The 21,438-nt window shown below is 66.5% G+C and carries 9 protein-coding genes; 4 read left to right on the forward strand and 5 right to left on the reverse strand.

The window, feature by feature from the left end; all coding sequences use genetic code 11:
- Positions 1-171: 171 nt before the first annotated feature.
- Positions 172-1,809, reverse strand: a complete 1,638-nt coding sequence (locus tag GTP55_RS27625) for a methyl-accepting chemotaxis protein (RefSeq protein WP_161047990.1) — start codon at positions 1,807-1,809, stop codon at positions 172-174.
- Between the two features lie 134 nt (positions 1,810-1,943).
- Complete coding sequence (locus GTP55_RS27630) at positions 1,944-2,231, reverse strand: DUF4148 domain-containing protein (RefSeq protein ID WP_161047991.1); 288 nt, start codon at positions 2,229-2,231, stop codon at positions 1,944-1,946.
- Positions 2,232-2,475: 244 nt separating this feature from the next.
- Here GTP55_RS27630 and GTP55_RS27635 point away from each other — a divergent pair, with 244 nt between their 5' ends.
- The gene (locus GTP55_RS27635; RefSeq protein ID WP_229258195.1) at positions 2,476-4,020 is read left to right on the forward strand and encodes a M28 family peptidase; all 1,545 of its coding nucleotides are present in this window, start codon (positions 2,476-2,478) and stop codon (positions 4,018-4,020) included.
- 10 nt (positions 4,021-4,030) lie between these two features.
- On the opposite strand, the gene GTP55_RS27640 is transcribed toward GTP55_RS27635, so the two are convergent.
- From GTP55_RS27640 to nudC, 3 genes are read right to left on the reverse strand one after another with little or no spacing between them, the layout of a single operon-like run.
- A complete protein-coding gene (locus GTP55_RS27640; protein ID WP_161047993.1) occupies positions 4,031-5,350 on the reverse strand; it encodes a thioredoxin family protein in 1,320 nt (439 codons plus the stop codon).
- A 5-nt stretch (positions 5,351-5,355) separates the two neighbouring features.
- Positions 5,356-5,916, reverse strand: a complete 561-nt coding sequence (gene folE, locus GTP55_RS27645; protein WP_110845758.1) for a GTP cyclohydrolase I FolE — start codon at positions 5,914-5,916, stop codon at positions 5,356-5,358.
- A 54-nt stretch (positions 5,917-5,970) separates the two neighbouring features.
- Positions 5,971-6,786 (reverse strand): NAD(+) diphosphatase, encoded by an 816-nt coding sequence (gene nudC, locus GTP55_RS27650; protein ID WP_161047994.1) that lies wholly within the window; start codon positions 6,784-6,786, stop codon positions 5,971-5,973.
- 208 nt (positions 6,787-6,994) lie between these two features.
- Between nudC and GTP55_RS27655 the strand changes: the two genes are divergently transcribed.
- The 3 genes from GTP55_RS27655 (at position 6,995) to GTP55_RS27665 (ending at position 21,427) form a co-directional block, all read left to right on the forward strand.
- Positions 6,995-16,702 (forward strand): SPM autocatalytic domain-containing protein, encoded by a 9,708-nt coding sequence (locus GTP55_RS27655; RefSeq protein WP_161047995.1) that lies wholly within the window; start codon positions 6,995-6,997, stop codon positions 16,700-16,702.
- A 151-nt stretch (positions 16,703-16,853) separates the two neighbouring features.
- Entirely contained in the window at positions 16,854-20,063 is a 3,210-nt protein-coding gene (locus tag GTP55_RS27660) for an O-linked N-acetylglucosamine transferase family protein (RefSeq protein WP_161047996.1), read from the forward strand.
- Between the two features lie 35 nt (positions 20,064-20,098).
- Positions 20,099-21,427: a methyltransferase domain-containing protein gene (locus GTP55_RS27665; RefSeq protein WP_161047997.1), complete on the forward strand. Its 1,329-nt coding sequence runs from the start codon at positions 20,099-20,101 to the stop codon at positions 21,425-21,427.
- Positions 21,428-21,438 lie beyond the last annotated feature (11 nt).

Here is a 21,438-nt window from a genome sequence, read left to right on the forward strand (position 1 = left end):
ATGAAACAGGCAGGGGTACCTATCTGACCCACGGGCTTAATGGCCCACAGTCTGGTCGGCATCACCCTGCCTGACCGCTTCACCTTTCTGATTATCTGATGGCGACGCGGTACGTTCAATATACGAGACCCTGGCCGCAGTGGTGTGCGGGTTGCGGCAGTGCCGCCAGCGTTAGCGCGCCAGCGCCATCTGGCGTTGTGCTGGACGCTGGGCGGGATGCGCTGCTGGCTTGCTGGCGGCCGGCGCCGCATACTGTGCATCCCCATTCAGCTTGAAGCGCGCCACCAGCGTGGCCAGCATCGCCGCCTGCTCCTGCATGCTGCCGGCCGCTGCCGCCGCCTGCTCCACCAGCGCGGCATTCTGCTGCGTCACCGAATCCATCTCCGTGATCGCCATGTTGACGTGGCCAATACCTGTGCTCTGCTCGCTCGACGCATCGGTTATCGCCGACATGATCTGCGTTACGCGCGACACGCTGGTCACCACCTGATCCATCGTGGTGCCCGCCTCCGCCACCAGCGCGCTGCCGGCGCCGATGCGGTCCACCGAGGCGTTGATCAGTTCCTTGATTTCCTTGGCCGCCGCCGCCGACCGCTGCGCCAGGTTGCGCACTTCAGAGGCCACCACCGCAAAGCCTCGGCCCTGCTCACCCGCGCGCGCCGCTTCCACCGCTGCATTCAAGGCCAGGATATTGGTCTGGAAAGCGATTCCGTCAATCACGCTGATGATGTCGACAATCCGGCGCGACGAGTCATTGATGGTATCCATGGTCTGCACCACCTGCGACACCACCTTGCCGCCACGCTCGGCCACTTCGGAGGCCGACTGCACCAGCTTGTTGGCCTGTACGGCGTTGTCGGCGTTCTGGGTCACGGTCGAGGTCAGCTCTTCCATCGACGCCGCCGTTTCTTCCAGCGAACTGGCCTGCGATTCCGTGCGCGCCGACAGATCCATATTGCCGGACGCGATTTCGCTGGAGGCGGTGGCGATGGTGTCGGCACTGCGGCGGATTTCGCCGATGGTCTCGGCCAGGCGCTGCTGCATCACCTTGACGGAATACAGGATGCTGCTGCGATCGGCCTCGTGCACCTTGACCACCACACTCAGATCGCCGTCGGCAATCTGCTGTGTCACCTCGCCGACATATTCCGGCGCGCCGCCGATGGTGTGACGCAGGCTCTTGTTGACCAGGCTGACGACGGTCCACAACAAGGCGCACACCGCCAGCAGCCAGCCGGCCGACTTCAGCAGCGAGGCCTGGAAGGCGGTGTCGATGTCATCCATGTACACGCCGGTGGTCAGGTCCCAGTTCCACGGCCCGTAATGCACCACACGGCTCATTTTCGGCACCGGCTCGGTCGAGCCGGGGCGCGACCAGTAGTAATTGACGAAGCCGCCGCCTTCCGGCTGCCCGCCCGCCGCCGCGATGGCGCGATAGACGTAGGTGCCTTTCGGATCTTTCAGATCGACCAGGTCCTTGTTATTGTTTTCCGGCTTGATGGGGTGCATCAGCGACATGGTGCCGCTGCTGATGGTGAAGTAGCCATCCTTGGCGTAGCGCAGGTTCTTGATGGTGTCCATCGCCTGCTTCTGCGCGTCTTCCTTGCTGAGCGTGCCGGCAGCGGCCTTGTCGCCGAACTGCTTGACGATATTGAGGGCCATGTCGTCGACATTACGCAGGTCGCTGCTGCGTTCCTCTATCCGCACATTGCGGGTCTGAATAGTTTCAAACAGGAAAATCGTGGCGATACATAGCAGACTGCACACCAGCGGTATCCACAGTTTCTGCTGAAAGGACAACTTGTTCATGGGATGCGTCTCCTATTGTCTTATGGAAACTAGCATACGCCCAAAGCGCCTTGCAGCGTGCAACAAATTTAATTCTTGTGGTTTATCCGCAAATACAACCGGGCTCGGCTTTGGGTGTCGAGCCCGCTTGTTACTTAGTGGGCAGTATTGCCTGTGGCGGCCGGTTTCGCGGCCAGTTGCGCTTTCACTGCAGCACTTTTGGCGCGCGGCGCCATGTAGGCGACGTCCTGATAAGCTTCATTGGTATCCAGCAGACCGGCCTTGCGTGCGGCCAGCGTCTCGGCTTTGACCTGGGCGCGGGTCAGCGTGCTGCTGCCGCTATTGAGGAAGGTCCGGTCGAAGCTGGCTTCGTTGGTGTCGGCGGCGAAGGTGCTGCCGGCTGCCAGCAGGGCAAGGGCGGCAAAGAGGGCTTTGGTGTTCATGGTGATGCTCCTGAAGGGAAGGTCGATGGAGTCATCTTAGTATTAAAAATTCCGATAAAAAAGCGCAATTATCTGCTTGGAATGATTCGTTTATCCAATCTATCCCTGCCACTAGAAATGTGTCCACAAGCAACAAAAATGTGTCAAAATGGTGGCTTAATATTAACAATCGTTCATGCATATGAAATCGCTCCTGTCGACAACGCTTTTGGCCCTGTGTGCGTGCCAGGTCCACGCAACGGCGTTGCCTAAAATCGACGGTGCGGGGCTGCTGGAACAGATCACCACGCTCGCTTCGGACGAATTCGAAGGCCGCGCGCCCGGCACCCAGGGCGAGACCATGACCATCGACTATCTGCAGCAGCAGTTCAAAAAGCTCGGCCTGGAGCCAGGCAATGCGGACGGCAGCTTCCTGCAAAAAGTGCCGCTGGTCGGCATCTCCAGCCATCCGACGCTGAGCTACACCGGCAAGGACGGCAAGCCGACCCAGCTGCGTTTCGGCGACGACTACATCGCCTGGACCGTGCGCGCCGACAAGCAGCTGGATGTCGCCAATTCCGAGCTGGTGTTTGTCGGCTACGGCATCCAGGCGCCGGAATTCAAATGGGACGACTACAAGGGCGCGGACCTGAAAGGCAAGACGCTGGTCATGCTGATCAACGACCCGCCCATCCCCGATCCCAGGCATCCCAAGCTGCTCGACCCAGCCATGTTTGGCGGCAATGCGCTGACCTGGTACGGGCGCTGGAACTACAAGTTCGAGATGGCCGCCAAACAGGGCGCAGCGGCCGCGCTGATCGTGCACGACAACAAGACCGCCGGCTACCCGTATGAATTCGTCGTCAACAGCTGGGGCCGCGAAAACTTCGCGCTGAGGAGCAAGACGCCGGACGCCGGTTACCCGGCCATTCCGGGCTGGCTGAACCAGGAGCGCGCCAGCGACCTGTTCAAGGCGGCCGGGCTGGACTTGCAGCAGCTCAAGGAGCAGGCGCAGACGCGCGGCTTCAAGCCGGTGCCGCTGGGGATCAAGATCAACCTGTCGACGCTGAACGCCATTCGCGAGATCACCTCGCACAACGTGGTGGCGCGCATCACCGGTTCCGATCCGCTGCTGAAGAACGAAGCGGTGGTGTACAGCGCGCACTGGGACCACTTCGGCATCGACGAAAGCCTGCCCGGACCGCGCACCCAGCAAATCTTCCACGGCGCGGTGGACAACGCCAGCGGCGTGGCGGCGCTGTTGCAAATTGCCCGCGCCTACAAAGCGCTGCCGACGGCGCCCAAGCGCACCATCCTGTTCGTGGCGACCACGGCGCAAGAGCGCGGCCTGCTGGGGGCGCAATACTATGTGCGCCATCCGCTGGTCCCGCTCGGCAAGACCGTGCTCAACATCAATATCGACGGTCTGAACATGTGGGGCCGCACCCGCGATGTCGAGCTGAGCGGCATGGGCAAATCGACGGCGGACGAGCTGGTGGCAACGGTCGCGGCCAGGCAGGGCCGTGTCGTCAAGCCCGACAGCAACATCAGCTACGGCAGCTACTACCGTGGCGACCAGTTGGAATTTGCGCGCGCCGGCGTGCCGACCATCTACCTGCGCAGCAGCGCCAGCAAGCTGCTGAACTACACCGCGCACCAGTTCCACACGGTGCACGACACCGTGCAGCCGAGCTGGAACCTGAGCGGCGCGGTAGACGATATCACGCTGCTGTTCCAGGCCGGCTACCAGGCCGCGCAAGGCAAAGACCAGCCCAAGTGGAAAGACGGCGCCGAGTTCCAGCGCCGCTAACCCCGGATTTTTAAAGGGCGGCGGCGAGGGTGGCGGTGTGGGGGCCGGCGGGGATGCCGGCAAGTTTCGGCGCCAGTTTTTGTAGCTGGCTGAGGTTGCGCTGCTGGTGGGCGTCGGCACCGGCCGCGCGCACGTCGGCCAGCAGGCCTTGCGCGGCTTGTTCGATGCGGACGCTGTCCTGCGGCGCCAGGTCGATCAGGCTGTTCAGATAGGTCACGCCCCATTGCAGCCGCGTCGCCGCGCCTGCCGACGCTTGCCACGCTTTGCCGTACCAGTCCAGCACGCCCGCGACGTCGTTGCGGCGCCTGGCGCTGGCCGCCAGACTCAGCATGAAGTAGTACGGTGAATGCGAACGCGGCAATTCCGCCAGCAGCACCTGCTCGGCCTGCGCCGGCAGGCCGGCATCGTTCAGCGCGCTCACTGCGGTGTTGACCAGCGTGTGACGTTCGTAAGGATCGGTCGATTCCGCCAGGGCTTCATTGACACGTTCGCTGATCAGATCCTGCAAGCCCTGCGTCGGCGCCAGCAGGCGCGTCAGGCGCATTTGCAGCCGCACCGCCATCAACCGGTCCGGCGCGCTGAGCCAGAAGTCATCGGCCCATTGCGCCGCTACGCTGCCCAACGCGGCCGCCAGTTCTTCGCGCCGGCTGGCCAGCTTGATCAGGTTCAGGCCGCTGTTGTTGAAAATGTCCATGTTGGAGCGCGCCAGCCGCGCATCGGCCAGCACCCCCAGCAGAAAGGCCGCGTCGACCTTGCCGGCCGCCAGTTGCGCGTGCAGTTGCAAGCGCACCGCTGCATCGGGATTGCTCGCGGCCGCAGCCAATGCGGCCAGCGTCGGCGCCAGCGCGCGCGTGCCCAGCAGCTTGCCTTCGTCGGTGTCCCACGAATAGTGGCTCAGCAGCGACCACTCGTCGGCGCCCAGCGGACGCGAGGCCGACAAGACGGCGTCCAGCGCCGCCGCTGCCGACGAGCCCGCCGCATGCACGGCCAGCGCGGCGTCGAAGGCGGCCACGAACAGTTCGCCATCGAGTTCGCACGGCAGGCGCGTGATTTCGCTGCCGTCCAGCGCGTACAGCACCAGCGTCGGATAGCTGCGCAGCCGATACTGCGCGGCCAGCGCCTGCGCGCCGGCGCTGTCGCCATCGAGGTGATAGCACAGCACGCCGGCAGCGCGCCCCGCGAATTCAGTCCGCGCAAAGATCTCGGATTTGACCCGATTGCACGGCGGGCACCACACCGCGCCCCAGTACAGGAACAACGGACGTTGCTGCGCCTTGGCCAGCGCAAATGCGGCGTCGAGGCCGCCGGTCAGCCACTCGATTGCCGCCATCGCGCTCAGTCCCGCGCCAGCGCCAGGAATTCTGTGCGCATCGCCAGATTGGGCTGCAATTCGCCCAGCATGGCCGAGGTCACCGTTTCTTCGCCGGGCGTGCGGATGCCGCGGCTTTCCATGCACAGGTGACGGCATTTGACGATCACGCCCACCGCCTTCGGCTCCAGCACTTCGAGCAGGGCGTTGGCGATCTGCATGGTCATGCGTTCCTGCACTTGCAGGCGCTTGGCAAAGCAGTCGACCAGCCGGGTCAGCTTGGACAGGCCGACGATCTTGCCGTTCGGGATGTAGCCGATGGTGGCCTTGCCGAAGAACGGCGCCAGGTGGTGCTCGCAGTGGCTGTACACCGGGATGTTGCGCACGATGATGAATTCGTTGTACTGCTCGGCGCCGTCTTCAAACGCCTTCAGCAGCGTGACCGGGTCCTGGCCGTAGCCCGAGGTCCAGTGTTTCCACGCCTTGGTCACGCGGGCCGGGGTTTCCAGCAGGCCAGGACGGTCAGGGTCTTCGCCGATGCTGGCAATCAGGCGGCGCCAGTCGTTTTCCGTAAATTCTTGAGACATGATGAAACACCTTATTTTTAAATTGCCCGACAGTATACAGAAATTGCCGGGGCCTTACCGGGGCCGGTGGGCGTCGATCAGGCGCGCGGCGATCGAGACCTTGACCGGCAGCTCCGGCCAGTCGTCGCCCGCGCCAAACCAGCGCGCCTCGGCGATTTCGCTCTGGTCGACGCGGATCTCGCCGTCCAGGTACTCAGCGGTATAGGCGATCATCAGGGAATGCGGGAACGGCCACGACTGGCTGCCGAAGTATTGCAGGTTGTGGACCTTGAGGCCGACCTCCTCGAATACTTCGCGGTGGATGGCTTCCTCCACTGACTCGCCGGCCTCGACGAAGCCGGCCAGCGCCGTGTAGCGTTTGTAGGGGGAGTTGGTGTGCATCGCCAGCAGCACCTGGTCCCCCTTGCGCACCAGCACCATCATGGCCGGCGAGATGCGCGGATAGGCGCTGTGGCCGCAGTGCGGGCATTTGTAGCAGCGCTCGCCCGCCAGTAGCTGCATCGGCGTCGCGCAAACGCCGCAGTAGCGATGGGTACGGGCCCACTCCACCAGCTGGAAAGCGCGTCCGGCCAGGCCGAGGAAGCCGTCGTCCAACACGCCAAACAGCGAGCGCAGGCCATGGTAGCCGAATGCCGCGCCCGGCAGCAGCGGCTCGTCCAGCCATGCCGCCTGGTAATAACGGCCTTCCCACAGGCCCAGCGGATGGATGCGTTCCGGCGCCAGCGGCAGCCCGGACAGGTCATCCGGCGCCGGCAAGCCCATGATGTTGTTGCGCAAAAGCAACTCACCGCGATGGAAGACAAACGTTATCGGCTGGTCGTGATCCTGGGGGCTGATGAGGGGCTGAAATGTGGCGGGAGTTTGCAGCATGGCAGGGAGAATAAAGGGCTAACGCGAAACCGCATCTTACAGTGTTTCCTGATTACTTATTTTGCACGCCGCGATTTATGACCGGACGATGACAAGATGAGCGCTAAGTCATTGTTTTCAGGCCAAGAACTGACACCTAAACCGGTCTTTTTTCCCGGCTTGAGCCATATTGACGGTAAGATATATTTCCCGTGGGAGATTATCAGACATGTCATTCAACTTATCAGACCTTACTACCGACCAACTCAAGGCACTGCAATCGGCACAGATTGCTTCGCTGACGACGGCCGACGCCGCGACGCTCAGCACCTTGCAGATGACGTTGCTCAGCACGGCCCAGCTCAGCTGGTTCGGCACCGCGCAGCTGCGCGCGCTGACCACGGCCACCTTGCATGCCATGGGTACGCAACAGTTGAATAGTCTGTCGACCCGGCAAGTGTCCGCCCTCACCACGGCCCAGTTTGCCACGCTGAGCGACGACCAGTTGAGCGCCGGCCTCACCACGGTCCAGTTCAGCACGCTCACCACGGCGCAGCTGGCCAGCTTGAACCAGGCCCAGGTGGCGCTGCTCGAAACCCAGGACCTGGCCGCGCTGAAGACCGCGCAACTGGTCGCGCTGAGCACCGCCCAGCTGCGCGCGCTCGGCAGCGACCAGTTGCAGGCGCTGACCACGGCGCAGACGGTCTCGCTGAAGACCCAGCAGATCGCCGCGCTGGCCAGCAACCAGGTCGCCAGCCTGACCACCCGCGAGATGGCCGCGCTGACCACGCTGCAATTGAATGCGCTGGACGCGGTCCAGCTGGGCGCCCTCGGCGACAGCCAGCTGGCCGCGCTGAGCACGGCGCAAGCGGCCGGCCTGTCGACCACGCAGATCGGCCGCCTCGGCACCGACCAGCTGGCCGCCCTGGGCAGCAGCGGCCTGGCCGCGCTGAAAACCCAGCAGATCGCCGCCCTGACCACCACCCAGTTCAGCGCCCTCAGCACCGACCAGATCGTCGCGCTGACCACCGCGCAAATCCAGTCGCTGACCACGCAGCAGCTGAGCCTGCTGTCCAGCGCCCAGCTGGGCGCGCTGAGTGCGCAAGACCTGGCCGCGCTGAGGACCCAGCAACTGGCCGCGCTCGGCACCGGCATCACCGCCATGCTGGGCACCAGCCAGATCGCCGCGCTCAGCACCGCACAGATCGCCGCCCTGCCGACCGCACAACTGCGCGCCTTCAGCACCGACCAGATCGTTGCGCTGCGCAGCGCGCAAGTCGCCGCCCTGACCACGCAACAAGTGCAGGCGCTGAGCACCACGCAAGTGGCCGCGCTGGAAACCGTCGACCTGGCCGCCATGGGCACGGCGCAAGTCAACGCCTTCGGCACGGCCCAGGTCAGCGCGCTGACCGCCGCCCAGATTGCAGCCCTGCGCACGGTCCAGGCCAATGCGCTCAGCTCGCAACAACTGGCCGTGCTGTCGACTGAACAATTAGGCGCACTGGAAACGGCCGACCTGGCCGCGCTGCGCACCAGCCAGCTCGGCGGCCTCAGCACCGAACAGATCGCCGCCCTGCGCACCGACCAGATCGCCGCACTGGCGACCATGCAAATCGCGGCGCTCAGCACCCGCCAGCTGGCGGCGCTGGACGACGCCCAGATCGTCAGCCTGACCACGGCGCAAGCGGCCGCCCTGACCTCGGTGCAGATCGCCGCGCTGACCACCCGCCAGCTGGCCGCGCTGGAAACCCGCGACCTGGCCGCGTTTAAAACCGCCCAGGTCGCCGCACTGACCAGCACCCAGCTGGGTGCGCTCGACGCCGGCCATTTCGGCAGCTTCAGCTCGCTGCAAATCGCCGCCCTGACCACGCAGCAGGTGGCCACGCTGGGCAGCGCGCAATTGGTGGCGCTGCAATCGGCGGCGCTGGCCGGGCTGCAAACGCGGCAAGCGGTGGCGCTATCCATCGACAACATCCAGGCCCTGGGCACCGGCCAGATCGCCGCTCTCAGCACGGCGGTCGTCAACGCCTTCACCACCGCCCAGATCGCCGCACTGTCGACCGACCAGATTGTTGCGCTGAGCACCCAGCAGAGCATGGCGCTGGCCACCCGCCAGATCGCCGCGCTCACCGGCGCCCAGCTGAACGCGCTGCAAACCCAGGACCTGGCCGCCTTCAAGACCCAGCAGATCGCCGCGCTCGGCACCAGCCAGATCGCCGCGCTGGACAGCGCGCACCTGATCGCCCTCGGTTCGCAGCAAGTGGCCGCACTGGGCACCACCCAGGTCGCCGCACTCGGCAGCGACCAGGTGGCGGTGCTGGAAACCCGCGACCTCGCCGCGCTCAGCTCGCGCCAGGCAGCCGCGCTGAGCAACGACGCCGTGGCGGCGCTGACCACCACCCAGGTGTCGGCCCTGACCTCGACCGTGCTGAACGGCCTGACCACCGCCCAGTTCGGCGCACTGGGCACCGACCAGATCGTCGCGCTGACCACGCAGCAAGCCACGCAACTGGCCACGCGCCAGATCGCCGCGCTGTCCAGCGAACAGCTGGTGGCGCTGGAAACCCGCGACTTCGCCGCCCTCAAGACGGCGCAGATCGCCGCCCTGACGCCCGACCAGATCAGCAAGCTGACGCTGGAGCAGATCGTCGCGCTGACCACCGCCCAGGCCAACGCGCTGAGCGGCGTGCAGCTGAACGCCCTCACCACCGCCCAGCTGGGTGCGATGGAAACCCAGGACTTTGCCGCGCTGCGCACCAGCCAGTTGCTGGGCCTGGGCACCAACAGCATCGCCATCCTGTCGCCCAACCAGGTGGCGGCGCTCAAGACCGAACAAGTCCGCCAGTTGACCTCGGACCAGATCCGCGTGCTCAGCAGCGACCAGATCGGCGCCCTGACCACGCTGCAAGTGGGCGCCTTGAGCCCGCTGCAGATCAGCTATCTGCTGGCCAGCCAGCTGGCCGTGCTGACCAATGCCGACTGGGCCGCGCTGAAGAGCCAGCAGCTCAACGCGCTCAGCACCGAGCAACTGGCCGCCGTCACCACCAGCCAGATCGTCGCGCTGACCACGCTGCAAGCCAGCCAGATCGCCGCCAGCCAGCTGAACGCGCTGTCGTCCGAGCAACTGAACGCGCTGGAAACGCGCGACCTGAACGCCCTCACCTCGGCCCAGATCGCCGCGCTCGGCACCGCCACCGTGGCGGCGCTGGACCTGGCCCACATGGCCGCCCTCAACAGCCGCCAGATCGCCGCGCTGACCACCGCGCAGGTGTCGGCCCTGGGCACCGACCGCATCCGCGCCCTCAGTACCCAGCAAGCCAGCAGCCTGGGCACCGCGCAAATTGCCGTCCTCAGCGACGCCCAGTTGCAGGCGCTCGACGCCAACGTGCTGGCGGCGCTGAAAACGCAGCAGATCGCCGCCCTGTCGACCGACCAGATCACCGTACTGGGCAGCGACCAGATCATCGCCCTGACCACGGCCCAGGTGAGCAGCCTGAGCACGCGCCAGCTGGCCGCCCTCAGCGCCAGCCAGCTGAACGACCTGGAAACCCGCGACCTGGCCGCCCTGCGCACCGCCCAGATCGCCAGCCTCGGCAGCGACAGCCTCAACGCCCTCAGCAGCACGCAGGTGCGGGCGCTGACCACCACCCAGTTGCTGGCCTTGGGCAGCAATCAGCTGCAACAGCTGGCGACCGAACAGATCGCCGCGCTGAGCAGCGCGCAAGTGCTGAACCTGGGTACCGCCCAGATCGCCCTGCTGAGCAGCGAACAGTTGAGCGCGCTCGGCAACACCATGCTGGCGCAGCTGAAAACCCAGCAGATCGCCGCGCTGAAAACCCAGCAGATCGCCCAGCTGGATAACGCGCAACTGATCGCCCTGACCACGCTGCAAGTCAGCCACCTGACCAGCCAGCAACTCGCCGCCCTCGGCAGCGACCAGCTGAATGCGCTGGAAACTCAGGACCTGGCCGCGCTGCGCACCGCCCAGATCGCCGTGCTCAGCACCGCGCAGATCGCCGGTCTCGATCCGAGCCAGGCGGCCGCGCTGACCACGCTGCAAACCAGCAGCCTGAGCACCGCGCAGTTGCAGGCGTTCAGCGCCGCCCAGTTGCTCGGCTTCTCCAGCGCCGACATCGCCGCGCTGCGCACCGCGCAAGTGGTGGCGCTCAGCACCAGTCAGCTGGACGCGCTGTCGAGCGACCAGTTGCGCGCGCTGACCACGGCGCAACTGAGCGCGCTGACCAGCAGCCAGTTCGGCGCGCTGGGCAGCGACCAGATCGGCGTCTTGACCACGCTCCAGGCCAGCGGCCTGAGCACGGCCCAGCTGCAAGCGCTGAGCGCGGCGCAACTGGCGGCGCTGTCCACCGCCAACCTCGCCGCGCTGCGCACCGTCCAGCTGGCCGCCCTGTCCAGCAGCCAGATTGCGCTGCTGGACCTGAGTCAGATCGTCGCGCTGAGCACGCTGCAAGTGGCCGGCCTGAGCACGCAACAACTGAGCGCGCTCGGCACCGACCAGGTGCGCGCCATGGAAACCCGTGACGTCGCCGCGCTGCGCACCGCGCAGGTCGTGACCCTCACCGGCGACCAGTTGCAGGCCCTCGGCAGCGACCAGGTGCAGGCGCTGACCGCGGCCCAGCTGGCTGCACTGAACACCACGCAACTGCAAACGCTGCTGACCGAGCAGATCGCCGCGCTGACCACCCGCCAGGTTGCCGCGCTGGTTACCGCCCAGATCGTCAACCTGACCAACAGCCAGTTGGCCGCCCTCAGCACCGATGACATGGCGGCGCTGCGGACCACCCAGGTCAACGCGCTGCTCACGGCGCAGATCCAGCAGCTCAGCACCGACCAGGTCGCCGCGCTGACCAGCAGCCAGGTGGCGGCTTTGTCGACCGCTCAGCTATCGACGCTGAGCGAGCAGCAGATCGGCGCCTTCAGTGCGGCCGATTTCGCCGCGCTGAGCGCCGCCCAGCTGGCGGCGCTGGGCACGCTGATCAAGCTGACTACCGACCAGATCCAGTCGCTCACGCCGGCGCAGATCGCCGGCCTCAGCACCGCCCAGGTCGCGGCCCTGACCACCGACCAGATCGCCGCCCTGACCACCCGCCAGATCGGTTCGCTCAGCACCGCCGCCGTAGCCGTGCTCGGCAGCGACCAGGTGCGCGCGCTGGAAACCGATGACCTGGCCGCCATGAAAGCCACGCAGATTGTGGCGTTCGGCACCGACCAGCTGATGCAGCTGAGCACGCTGCAAGTGCAGGCGCTGACCTCGGCCCAGGTCGGCGGCATGTCGACCCAACAGATTGCCGTCTTCAGCAGCGACCAGATGCATGCCCTCAGCAGCGCGGACATCGCCGCGCTGCGCACCGCCCAGATCAGCATCCTCAGCAGCGACCAGCTGCAGGCGCTGAGCGACGAGCAGGTGCAGGCGCTCAGCGTAGTGCAGATGAATTCGCTCAGCAGCGCGCAGGTGCAGGCGCTGCGGCCCGACCAGATCGTCGCCCTGAGCACCGCCCAGTTCGCCGTGCTCGGCACCCGCCAACTGGCCGCGCTCACCTCGGCCCAGCTGAGCGTGATCGAAGCGGATGATTTTGTCGCGCTGCGGCCGGCACAGATCGCCAGCTTCAGCACCGACCAGATCCAGGCGCTGACGCCGGACCACATCGCCATCCTGACCACCGCGCAAACCCAGGCGCTGACCACCAGCCAGCTGCAGGCGCTGACCGACTACCAACTGGTGGCACTGAACAGCGACGACCTGGCCGCGCTGAAAGCCGCGCAGATCGCCGCCCTCGGCACCAACCAGCTGAACATCCTGCGCGACCTCCAGCTGCAAGCGCTGGGGCTGACCCAGCTGGCCGCGCTCACCAGCACCCAGCTGCAGGCGCTGGGCGACGACCAGATCATCGCCCTGACCAGCCAGCAATTCGGCCTGCTCAGCACGGCGCAGATCGCGCAGCTGAGCACCGCCCAGCTGCAAGCCATCGAACTGGTCGACCTGGCCGCGCTGAAGACCGCGCAAATACAGGCGCTGGGCAGCGACCAGTTGCAGGCGCTGAGCGTGGAGCGCATCGCCGCCCTGACTACACAACAAATCCAGGCGCTGACCAGCGCCCAGTTGAACGTGCTGAGCGGCGACCAGTTGCAGGCCTTGAGTACCGACGCCGTGCTGGCCCTGCGCAGCGCCCAGATCGCCGCCTTGAGCCCCCGCCTGCTGGCAGCGTTGACCACCGACCAGTGGCAACACCTGGGCACCGACCAGCTGGCGGCACTGAGCAGCATGCAATTTGGCGCCGTCACCAGCGACCAGATGGTAGCGCTGACCAGCGCGCAGACGGCGGCCCTGGCCACGACCCAGATCGCCTCGCTGAGCAGCGACCAGCTGAACGCGCTGGAAACCGGCGACTTCGCCGTGCTCAACAGCGCCCAGATCGCCGCCATCAGCACCGCCAACATCGCCGCCCTGACCACCGACCTGGTGAGCGCACTGGGCACCGCGCAAGTCGGCAGCTTGGGCAGCGACCAGATCGCCGCGCTGAGCAGCGACAACATCGCCGCCCTCCGCAGCACCCAAGTCGTCACGCTGAGCGCGACCCAGATCGGCGCCTTGCGCACCGACCAGATCAGCGCGCTGAGCACCGACGACTTCGTCGCCCTGCGCAGCAACCAGCTGACCGCGCTCAACACGGCGCAGTTTGCCGCGCTGACCAGCAGCCAGCTGAACGCGCTGTCGACCGCCGCCTTCACCGGCCTGACCACCGCCATGATCAGCGCGCTGACCAGCGGCCAGTTCGCCCACCTGAGCACCGCGCAAGTGGCGGCGCTGACCGCGACGCAAGCGACCGCGCTGAGCGCCGGCCAGCTGGGGGCACTGGACACCGACCAGTTCAGCGTGCTGGCCACCAGCACCATCGGCAACCTGCAGTCCGACCAGATCGGCGTGCTGTCGAGCGACCAGATCGTCGCCTTCACCACCCAACAAATCCGCGCGCTGAGCAGCACCCAGCTGGCCGGCCTGCAAAGCAGCCAGATCGCCGCGCTGGAAACCGTGGACCTGGCGGCGCTGAGCACCGCCCAGCTCAACCTGCTGAGCAGCGACCAGTTGCAAGCGCTGCTGACCGAGCAAGTGGCCACGCTGTCCACCGTGCAGATCAGCACCCTGTCCACCGACCAGATCAGCACCGGTCTGAGCCTCGCCCAGATCATCGCGCTGACCACCGCGCAAGTGGCCGCGCTGACCACCCGACAAGTCGCCGCGCTGACCACCGGGCAGATGGCGGCGCTGGAAACGGCCGACCTGGCCGCCTTCGGCACGCGCCAGATCGTCGCCCTGACCAGCGACCAGATCAGCGCGCTCAGCAGCGACCAGCTGAACGGTCTGACCACGGCGGCACTGGCGGCGCTGACCACCGCCCAGCTGGCCGCCGGCCTGACCACCGCGCAGCTGGCGGCGCTGGACGCCGCCCATATCAGCGCCTTCGGCGCCAGCCAGCTCAACTACGGCCTTGGTACCGACGCCATCGCCGCGCTGACCACCGACCAGATCGGCGCGCTGCGCACCGCGCAGACGGCCAGCCTGGCGACGCTGCAGATCGCCGCCCTGACCAGCAGCCAGATCGTTGCGCTGAGCACTGACCAGATCGCCACGCTGGGCACGCAACAGGTGGCGGCACTGAGCGCTGACCAGCTGGCCGCGCTGGAAATCGCCGAGCTGCACGCCCTCACCACGCGCCAGCTGAACGCCCTCAGCAGCGCGCAGATGTCGACGCTGGGCACACTGCAGCTGAACGCGCTGACGACCGCGCAGTTCGCCGCGCTGGGCACCGCCCAGCTGGCATACGGCCTCGGCACCGCACAGCTGGTGGCGCTCGATAGCGACCACATCAGCGCACTGACCAGCACCCAGCTGGCCTACGGCCTGAGCTTGGACGGCCTGGCGGCGCTGACCAGCGACCAGATCCAGGCGCTGCGCACCGCGCAGGTCGCCGCGCTGACCACGCAGCAAGTCAGTGCGCTTAGCAGCGAGCAGATCGCCGCGTTGACCAGCGCGCAGGTCGCCGGCTTGTCCACCGCCCAGCTGCCGGCCCTGAGCGCTGGCCAACTGGCCGTATTCAGCACCGAACAGATTGCCGCGCTGGAAACCCAGGACGTGGCGGCCCTGAGCGCCAGCCAGTTCGTCGGCCTGTCGAGCAGCCAGACCATGGCGCTGACCACCGGTCAGGTGCGCGCGCTGAAGACCGCGCAAGTGGCAGCCATCGACGCCGGCCAGATCGGCGTGTTCAGCAACGACCAGCTGCAGGCGCTCAGCACCCAGCAAGCCGCCGCGCTCAGCGTGAACGCCGTCACCGCGCTGTCGACCGCCCAGCTGGGCGTGCTGACCACGGACGATGTCGCCGCACTGGGCACCTTGCAGATCGCCAGCCTGGCGGTCAGCCAGCTGAACGGCCTCAACACCAACCAGGTGCAGGCGCTGACCAGCGTGCAACTGGGCGCCCTCACCGTCGACCAGTTCTTCGCCTTCAGCACCAGCCAGATCAGCGCGCTGCGCACCACCCAGATCGGCTACCTCAGCACTACCCAGGTGGCCGCGCTGTCGACGCCGCAAGTGCAGGCGCTCAGTACCGACCAGATCGCCTCGATCAAGCTCAGCCAGGTGAGCGCGCTGACGATCGACCAGGTCGCGGTGCTGGGGTCCGACCAGTTGCGCGCGCTGACCACGACGCAGATCCAGGCCCTGACCACCACCCAGCTGTTCGCGCTGGCCAGCGAGCAGGCGGCGGCGCTGACCACCACCCAGATGGCGGCACTGAAGAATTCGCAGATCGCCGCGCTGGATGCGACCCAGCTGTACGGCTTCAGCACCGACCAGCTGGCGGTCTGGAGCACCAGCCAGCTGGGTTCGCTGACGGCGACCCAGATCGGCTACCTGTCCAGCGCCCAGATCGCCAGCCTGAGCAACACCCAGATCGCCGGCCTGAAGACCAGCCAGCTGGTGGCCTTCAGCACCAACCAGATCCGCGCGCTGGCGGCGTCGCAGATGCCGGCGCTGACCACCACGCAGCTGGGCGTGCTGAGCGTGGCACAGGCCAACGCCCTGACCGCGACCCAGATCGCCTCGATGTCGATCGCCCAGACCATGGCGCTGAACTCGTCGTCGGTGAACTACGCCACGCCGCTGATCTTCGACCTGGACGGCAACGGCGTGCAGACCCGCAGCATCACGGCCGGCGTGCAGTTCGATATCCGCGGCGACGGCCAGAAAGTCGGCACCGGCTGGGTTGACGCCCACGACGGCCTGCTGGCCCTGGACCGCAACGGCGACGGCGTGATCAACGACGGCGGCGAACTGTTCGGCAGCGCCACCACGCTGGCCGACGGCAGCAAGGCCAAGGACGGCTATGCCGCACTGGCCGCGCTCGACAGCAACGGCGACGGCCAGATCACGGCCGCCGACAGCGCCTACGGCGCGCTGCGGGTGTGGGTCGACGGCAACGGCGACGGCATCAGCCAGGCCGACGAACTGAAGACGTTGGCGCAGCTGGGCATTGCCGCCGTCGACACCCAAGCCGACCATGCGCTGACGCAGCAGAACGGCAACGTGATCGGTCTGACGTCGCGCTACACCAGCACCGACGGCAGCGTGCACCAAAGCGCCGACGCTTGGTTCCTGGCGGACCAGGCAACCTCCACGGCCTCGCTGCAGCAGCAAGTCAGCAGCATGACCAGCGCCATGGCCAGTTACGCCGCCGCCCCTGCGGCGCCGGCGCCACGGCTGACGCTGCCAACCTCGTCAGCGGCGGCGGCGGCAAGCATGCCATTGGCGGCGGCACTCGACCATTACCGCGCCCAGCACAGCCTGCAAGGCGCCGCCACCGGCCCGAGCAAGCCCGCGTTTGAAGAGCCCGCCACCCATTGGTTCGCCGTCCCCAAACGTTAAAGCGGGGCCGGGGGAGCAGCAGTGCTGCCCCGGCCTGCCAACGTTGGAGCAGAGGGGGATTTACAGTGTTGCTCCAGGGCCAAAAGTTGCCCCTCGTCCAGCGACAAAGAGGTATCATAGGGCTCGGACTGATTCCACTTTATGCTCTGCTATGACCTCTCAAGCATCTGCCGCACCCGCTTCTACCGATCCTAGTCCGCTGGCCTCGGTCATGGCCATGGCCGTCAAGGGCCAGCTGTCCATCGCTGACCTGTTCGGCGCCACCGCCGTGCTGCAGGACAGCGGCCAGGTGCCCGCCGCCATCGGCCTGTACCGCGCCTGGATCGAGCACACGCCGTCGCCGCTGATCTACGCCGCCTGCTTCAACCTGGCCGTGGTGCTGTCCAACAGTGGCGACGACGCCGGCGCCGAAGCGGTGCTGCGCAAGGCCATCGCCCAGAACCCGCATTTTGTCGAAGCCCGCCTCAACCTCGGCACGCTGCTGGAACGCATCGGCCGCCCGCTCGACGCGCTGGCCATGTGGCAGTCGATCCTGACCGATCCGATCGAACCGGACATCCAGTCCAACCGCACGCTGTATGTGCAGACCCTGAACAATCTCGGCCGCCTGCTGGAAATCCAGAAGCGCTACCCGGAAGCTGAAGCCATGCTGGCCACCAGCCTGCGCGTCGATCCGCAACAGGCCAGTGTGATGACGCACTGGGTCCACCTGCGCCAGAAGCAGTGCGAGTGGCCGGTCTACAGCGGCCTGGAGAACGTCTCGGTCGCCACCATGATGGAAGGCACCTCGGCGCTGGCCATGCTCAGCGCCTCGGCCGATCCGGCCCAGCAGCTGGCTGCCGCCAAGCGCTTCGTCAAGGAAAAAATCAATGCCGCCGTGGCGCCGCTGACCGGCCAGCACGGCTACGGCCACCCGCGCCTGCGCATCGGCTATCTGTCGTCCGACTTCTGCTCGCACGCGGTCTCGATCCTGACCGCCGAACTGTACGAGCTGCATGACCGCAGCAAATTCGAGGTCTATGCCTTCAGCTGGAGCCGCGAGGACGGTTCGCCGATCCGCGCCCGCGTGGTCAAGGCGATGGACCACTACATCCGCATCGACAAGATGACCGACGAGCAGGCCGCCCGCACCATCCGCGCCCACGAGATCGATATCCTGATCGACCTGCACGGCCTGACCCTGGGCGCGCGGCCGCAGATCATTGCCTACCGCCCGGCCCCGGTGCAGCTGACCTACCTCGGCTTCCCCGGCAGCACCGGCCTGCCCGGCATCGATTACGTGATCGCCGACGAATTCCTGATCACCAAGGAGATGGAGCCGTTCTTCACCGAGAAGCCGCTGCACCTGCCGGACTGCTTCCAGATCAACGACCGCCAGCGCGCCATTGCGCCGACGCCGACCCGCGCCTCGGTCAACCTGCCGGACGATGCGTTTGTGTTCTGCTCGTTCAACAACAATTTCAAGTTCACGCCCGAGCTGTTCAGCGTCTGGATGAACATCCTGCGCCGCGTGCCGGATGCGGTGCTGTGGCTGGTGGCCGACCATCCGGAAGTGCGCGAGAACCTGTACCGCCACACCGAAGAAGCCGGCATCGACCGCAACCGCATCATCTTCAACGGCCGCGCGGTGCCGGCCGAGTACCTGGCGCGCTACCAGCTGGCCGACCTGTTCCTCGACACCTTCCCGTTCAACGCCGGCACCACCGCCAGCGACGCCCTGTGGGCCGGCCTGCCGCTGCTCACCTGCGCCGGCCAGACCTTCGCCTCGCGCATGGCCGGCAGCCTGCTGCGCGCGGTCGACCTGCCGCAACTGATCACCTACAGCTTTGCCGAGTACGAAGACAAGGCCGTCGAGCTGGCCAGTAATCCGCAGCGCATCGCCGCCATGAAGCGCCAGCTGCAGGCCAACCGCCTGACCTGCGCGCTGTTCGACAGCCCGCGCTTCGTGCGCAATCTGGAAGCGGCGCTGCAAAAAGTCGCCAAGCCGGCGGCGCCGCGGCTGCCGGCGCCGGCACATGCGGTGCGCCCCGCGGCCGACCCGGCGGCGCCTGCCACCGCAGCGCGCATCGACCAGATCCCGATCGTCACCGTGTCGTACAACGCGCCCGACCTGATCGAGGCGCTACTGCGCACGCTGCGCCAGTTCTACACCAACCGCGTGTACATCATCGACGGCTCGAATCCGGACGTGGCGGAGCAGATCCGGACCATCGCCGCGCGCCACGACAACGTCGAGTTCATCGCATTTGGCTACAATATTCACCACGGCCCCGGTATGGCCTGGGCCATCCGCCACCTGGGCCTGGCCGGCGAAGTGCTGTTCCTCGACTCCGACGTCGAAATCCTGCAGGGCGGCTTCCTGGAATCGCTGCACAACCAGCTACGCCCCGAGATGTATGGCGTCGGCAACCTGCACCAGGTCAACCGCCTGGGCTATGATCAGGATGACGGCGCCGTGCGCTACCTGCACCCGGCCTGCATGCTGACCAATATCGAGGTGGTGCGCCAGTGGCCGATGCCGATCAAGCACGGCGCGCCGATGATCGCCACCATGCTGGCGATCCATGATGCCGGCGCCCACCAGCTGATCGCCGGGGTCGACTGGGTGGCGCAGGACTTCGCCAGCCGGCCCACCCAGCGCCACTACATCAAGCACGACTGGCAGGGCACGGTGATCCGCACCGGCGGCTACCATTACGACATGCCCAGCGCCGACACCACGGTCAACACCGCGCTGCTGCAGTTCCTGCCGCCGGCGGCGCGCAAGATCGTCGAGCTGCATTGCCGCAGCGGCGCCTTCGCCAAGGCCTACAAGGCCAACAACGCCGTGGTCGACTACACCGGCATCGAAGCCGACCCGGTGGCAGCGCAGCTGGCGCGCCCGCATTGCGACTTCGTGTTCAACGTCGACCTTGAGCACGCGGACTCGGCGCTGTGGGACCACGTGCGCGGCGCCGACGTCTGGGTCCTCGACGAGGCCCTGGAAATGCTCGATGACCCGTGGAGCATGCTGCAAAAAATTCGTGCCAGCCTGCGCCCCGGGGCCCAGGTGGTGGCCTCGCTCCGCAACTTCCAGCACTGGGGCGTGCAGGCCCGCCTGAATGCCGGCGACCTGCGTTACGGCCCCGGCGGCCTGGCCAAATCGGCCAAGCGGGTGTTTACCCGCGGCGCCATGCTGGAGCTGTTCCAGCAGGCCGGCTTCCAGATCAGCGGCGGCGGCGCCCAGATCCTCGACGAACCGAGCCGGGAAAAATACCTGCCGGCGATCCGCGCGATGGCCAGCGCCAGCGGCCTTGATCCGGCCCAGGCGGTCGAGGACGCCCTGGCCACACACTACCTCCTCGTCGGCGTCGCCGTTTGACCCGCCGTGCCGCCCAACGCCCCCCGCTCCCTGCCATGACCACCATGCCCGTCGACCGCATTCCCATCATTTCCGTGTCCTACAACTCGGCCGAACTGATCGACGAGCTGCTGGCCTCGGTGCGCGCGCACTACGCCAACCCGATCACCATCATCGATGGCTCCGACAGCGATCACTACCGCGCCATTGAGGCGGTCTGCGCCCGTTACGCCGACGTCGCCTTTATCCACTTCGACTACAACATCCACCACGGCCCCGGCATGGCCTGGGCGTTCCAGAACCTCGACCTGCACGGCCCGGTGCTGGTGCTGGACTCGGACGTGGTGGTGCTGAACGGCGGCTTCATCGAATCGATGCTGACCCAGCTGCGGCCCGGCATGTATGGGGTCGGCTATACCAACTACGTCAACGAGGGCGGCTTCGATGTCGATTACGTCGACGGTGCGGTGCGCTATCTGCACCCGGCCTGCATGTTGATCAATATCGAGGTGGTGCGGCAGTGGCCGATGCCAACCCGCCACGGCGCGCCGATGACGGCGCCGATGTTGGCACTGCACCGCGCCGGCATGGAGCGGTTGATCGACGGCGTGGCCTGGCTCAAGGAAGACTTCAAGGTCGACGGCGTCAACCACTACCTGCGCCACGACTGGCAGGGCACGGTCAAACGGGTCGGCAGCTATCATCTGGACGACTGGGAGCAGGCGGCGCGCGAAGCGGCCAGCCTGCGCCTGCACATCCAGACCCTGTTGCCGGCGCGGCTAGAGCGGGTCGTCGAGATCGGCGCCAGCGATGGCGCGCTGGCGCGTGCAGTGAAAGGGCGCCATCCGCATTGTGACTACACCGCGATCGGCATCGACCCGCACCAGCGCGATCAGCGCAAAGGCGCTTGCAACCATGTTCTCAACGAGGACGTCGATGCACTGGGCGACGATTTTTTCCGCCCCTATGCCGGCGTCGATTGCTGGGTGCTCGATCAGGTGCTGGAGCGGGTAGCTCATCCGGAGCGCCTGCTACAGCGCCTGCGCAAGGTGATGGCAGCGGGCAGCAGCATCGTGGCGGTGGTGCCGAATGCGCAGCACTGGAGCCTGCAGACTCGGCTCTGCGCCGGCGACCTGCGCTACGCCGAAACGGGGTTGCTCGCGGCCGGCCAACGCCGTCTGTTCAGCCGTAGCACGCTGTTCGCCCTATTCCAGCAAAGCGGCTTCGCGGTCGCGCAGGGACTGCAGATGCTCGACCATCCCCTGCAAAACGAGGCGGTCATGGCCGCCCTGCGGCAACTCGCGCTCAGCGTCGGCGCCGATCCGGATCTGGCCATCACCGATGCGCATCCTACCGCCTACATCCTCCAGGCGATCCCCAACTGATACCCTTGCCC

The organism is Duganella margarita (assembly GCF_009857535.1).
Taxonomy (GTDB): domain Bacteria; phylum Pseudomonadota; class Gammaproteobacteria; order Burkholderiales; family Burkholderiaceae_D; genus Rugamonas; species Rugamonas margarita.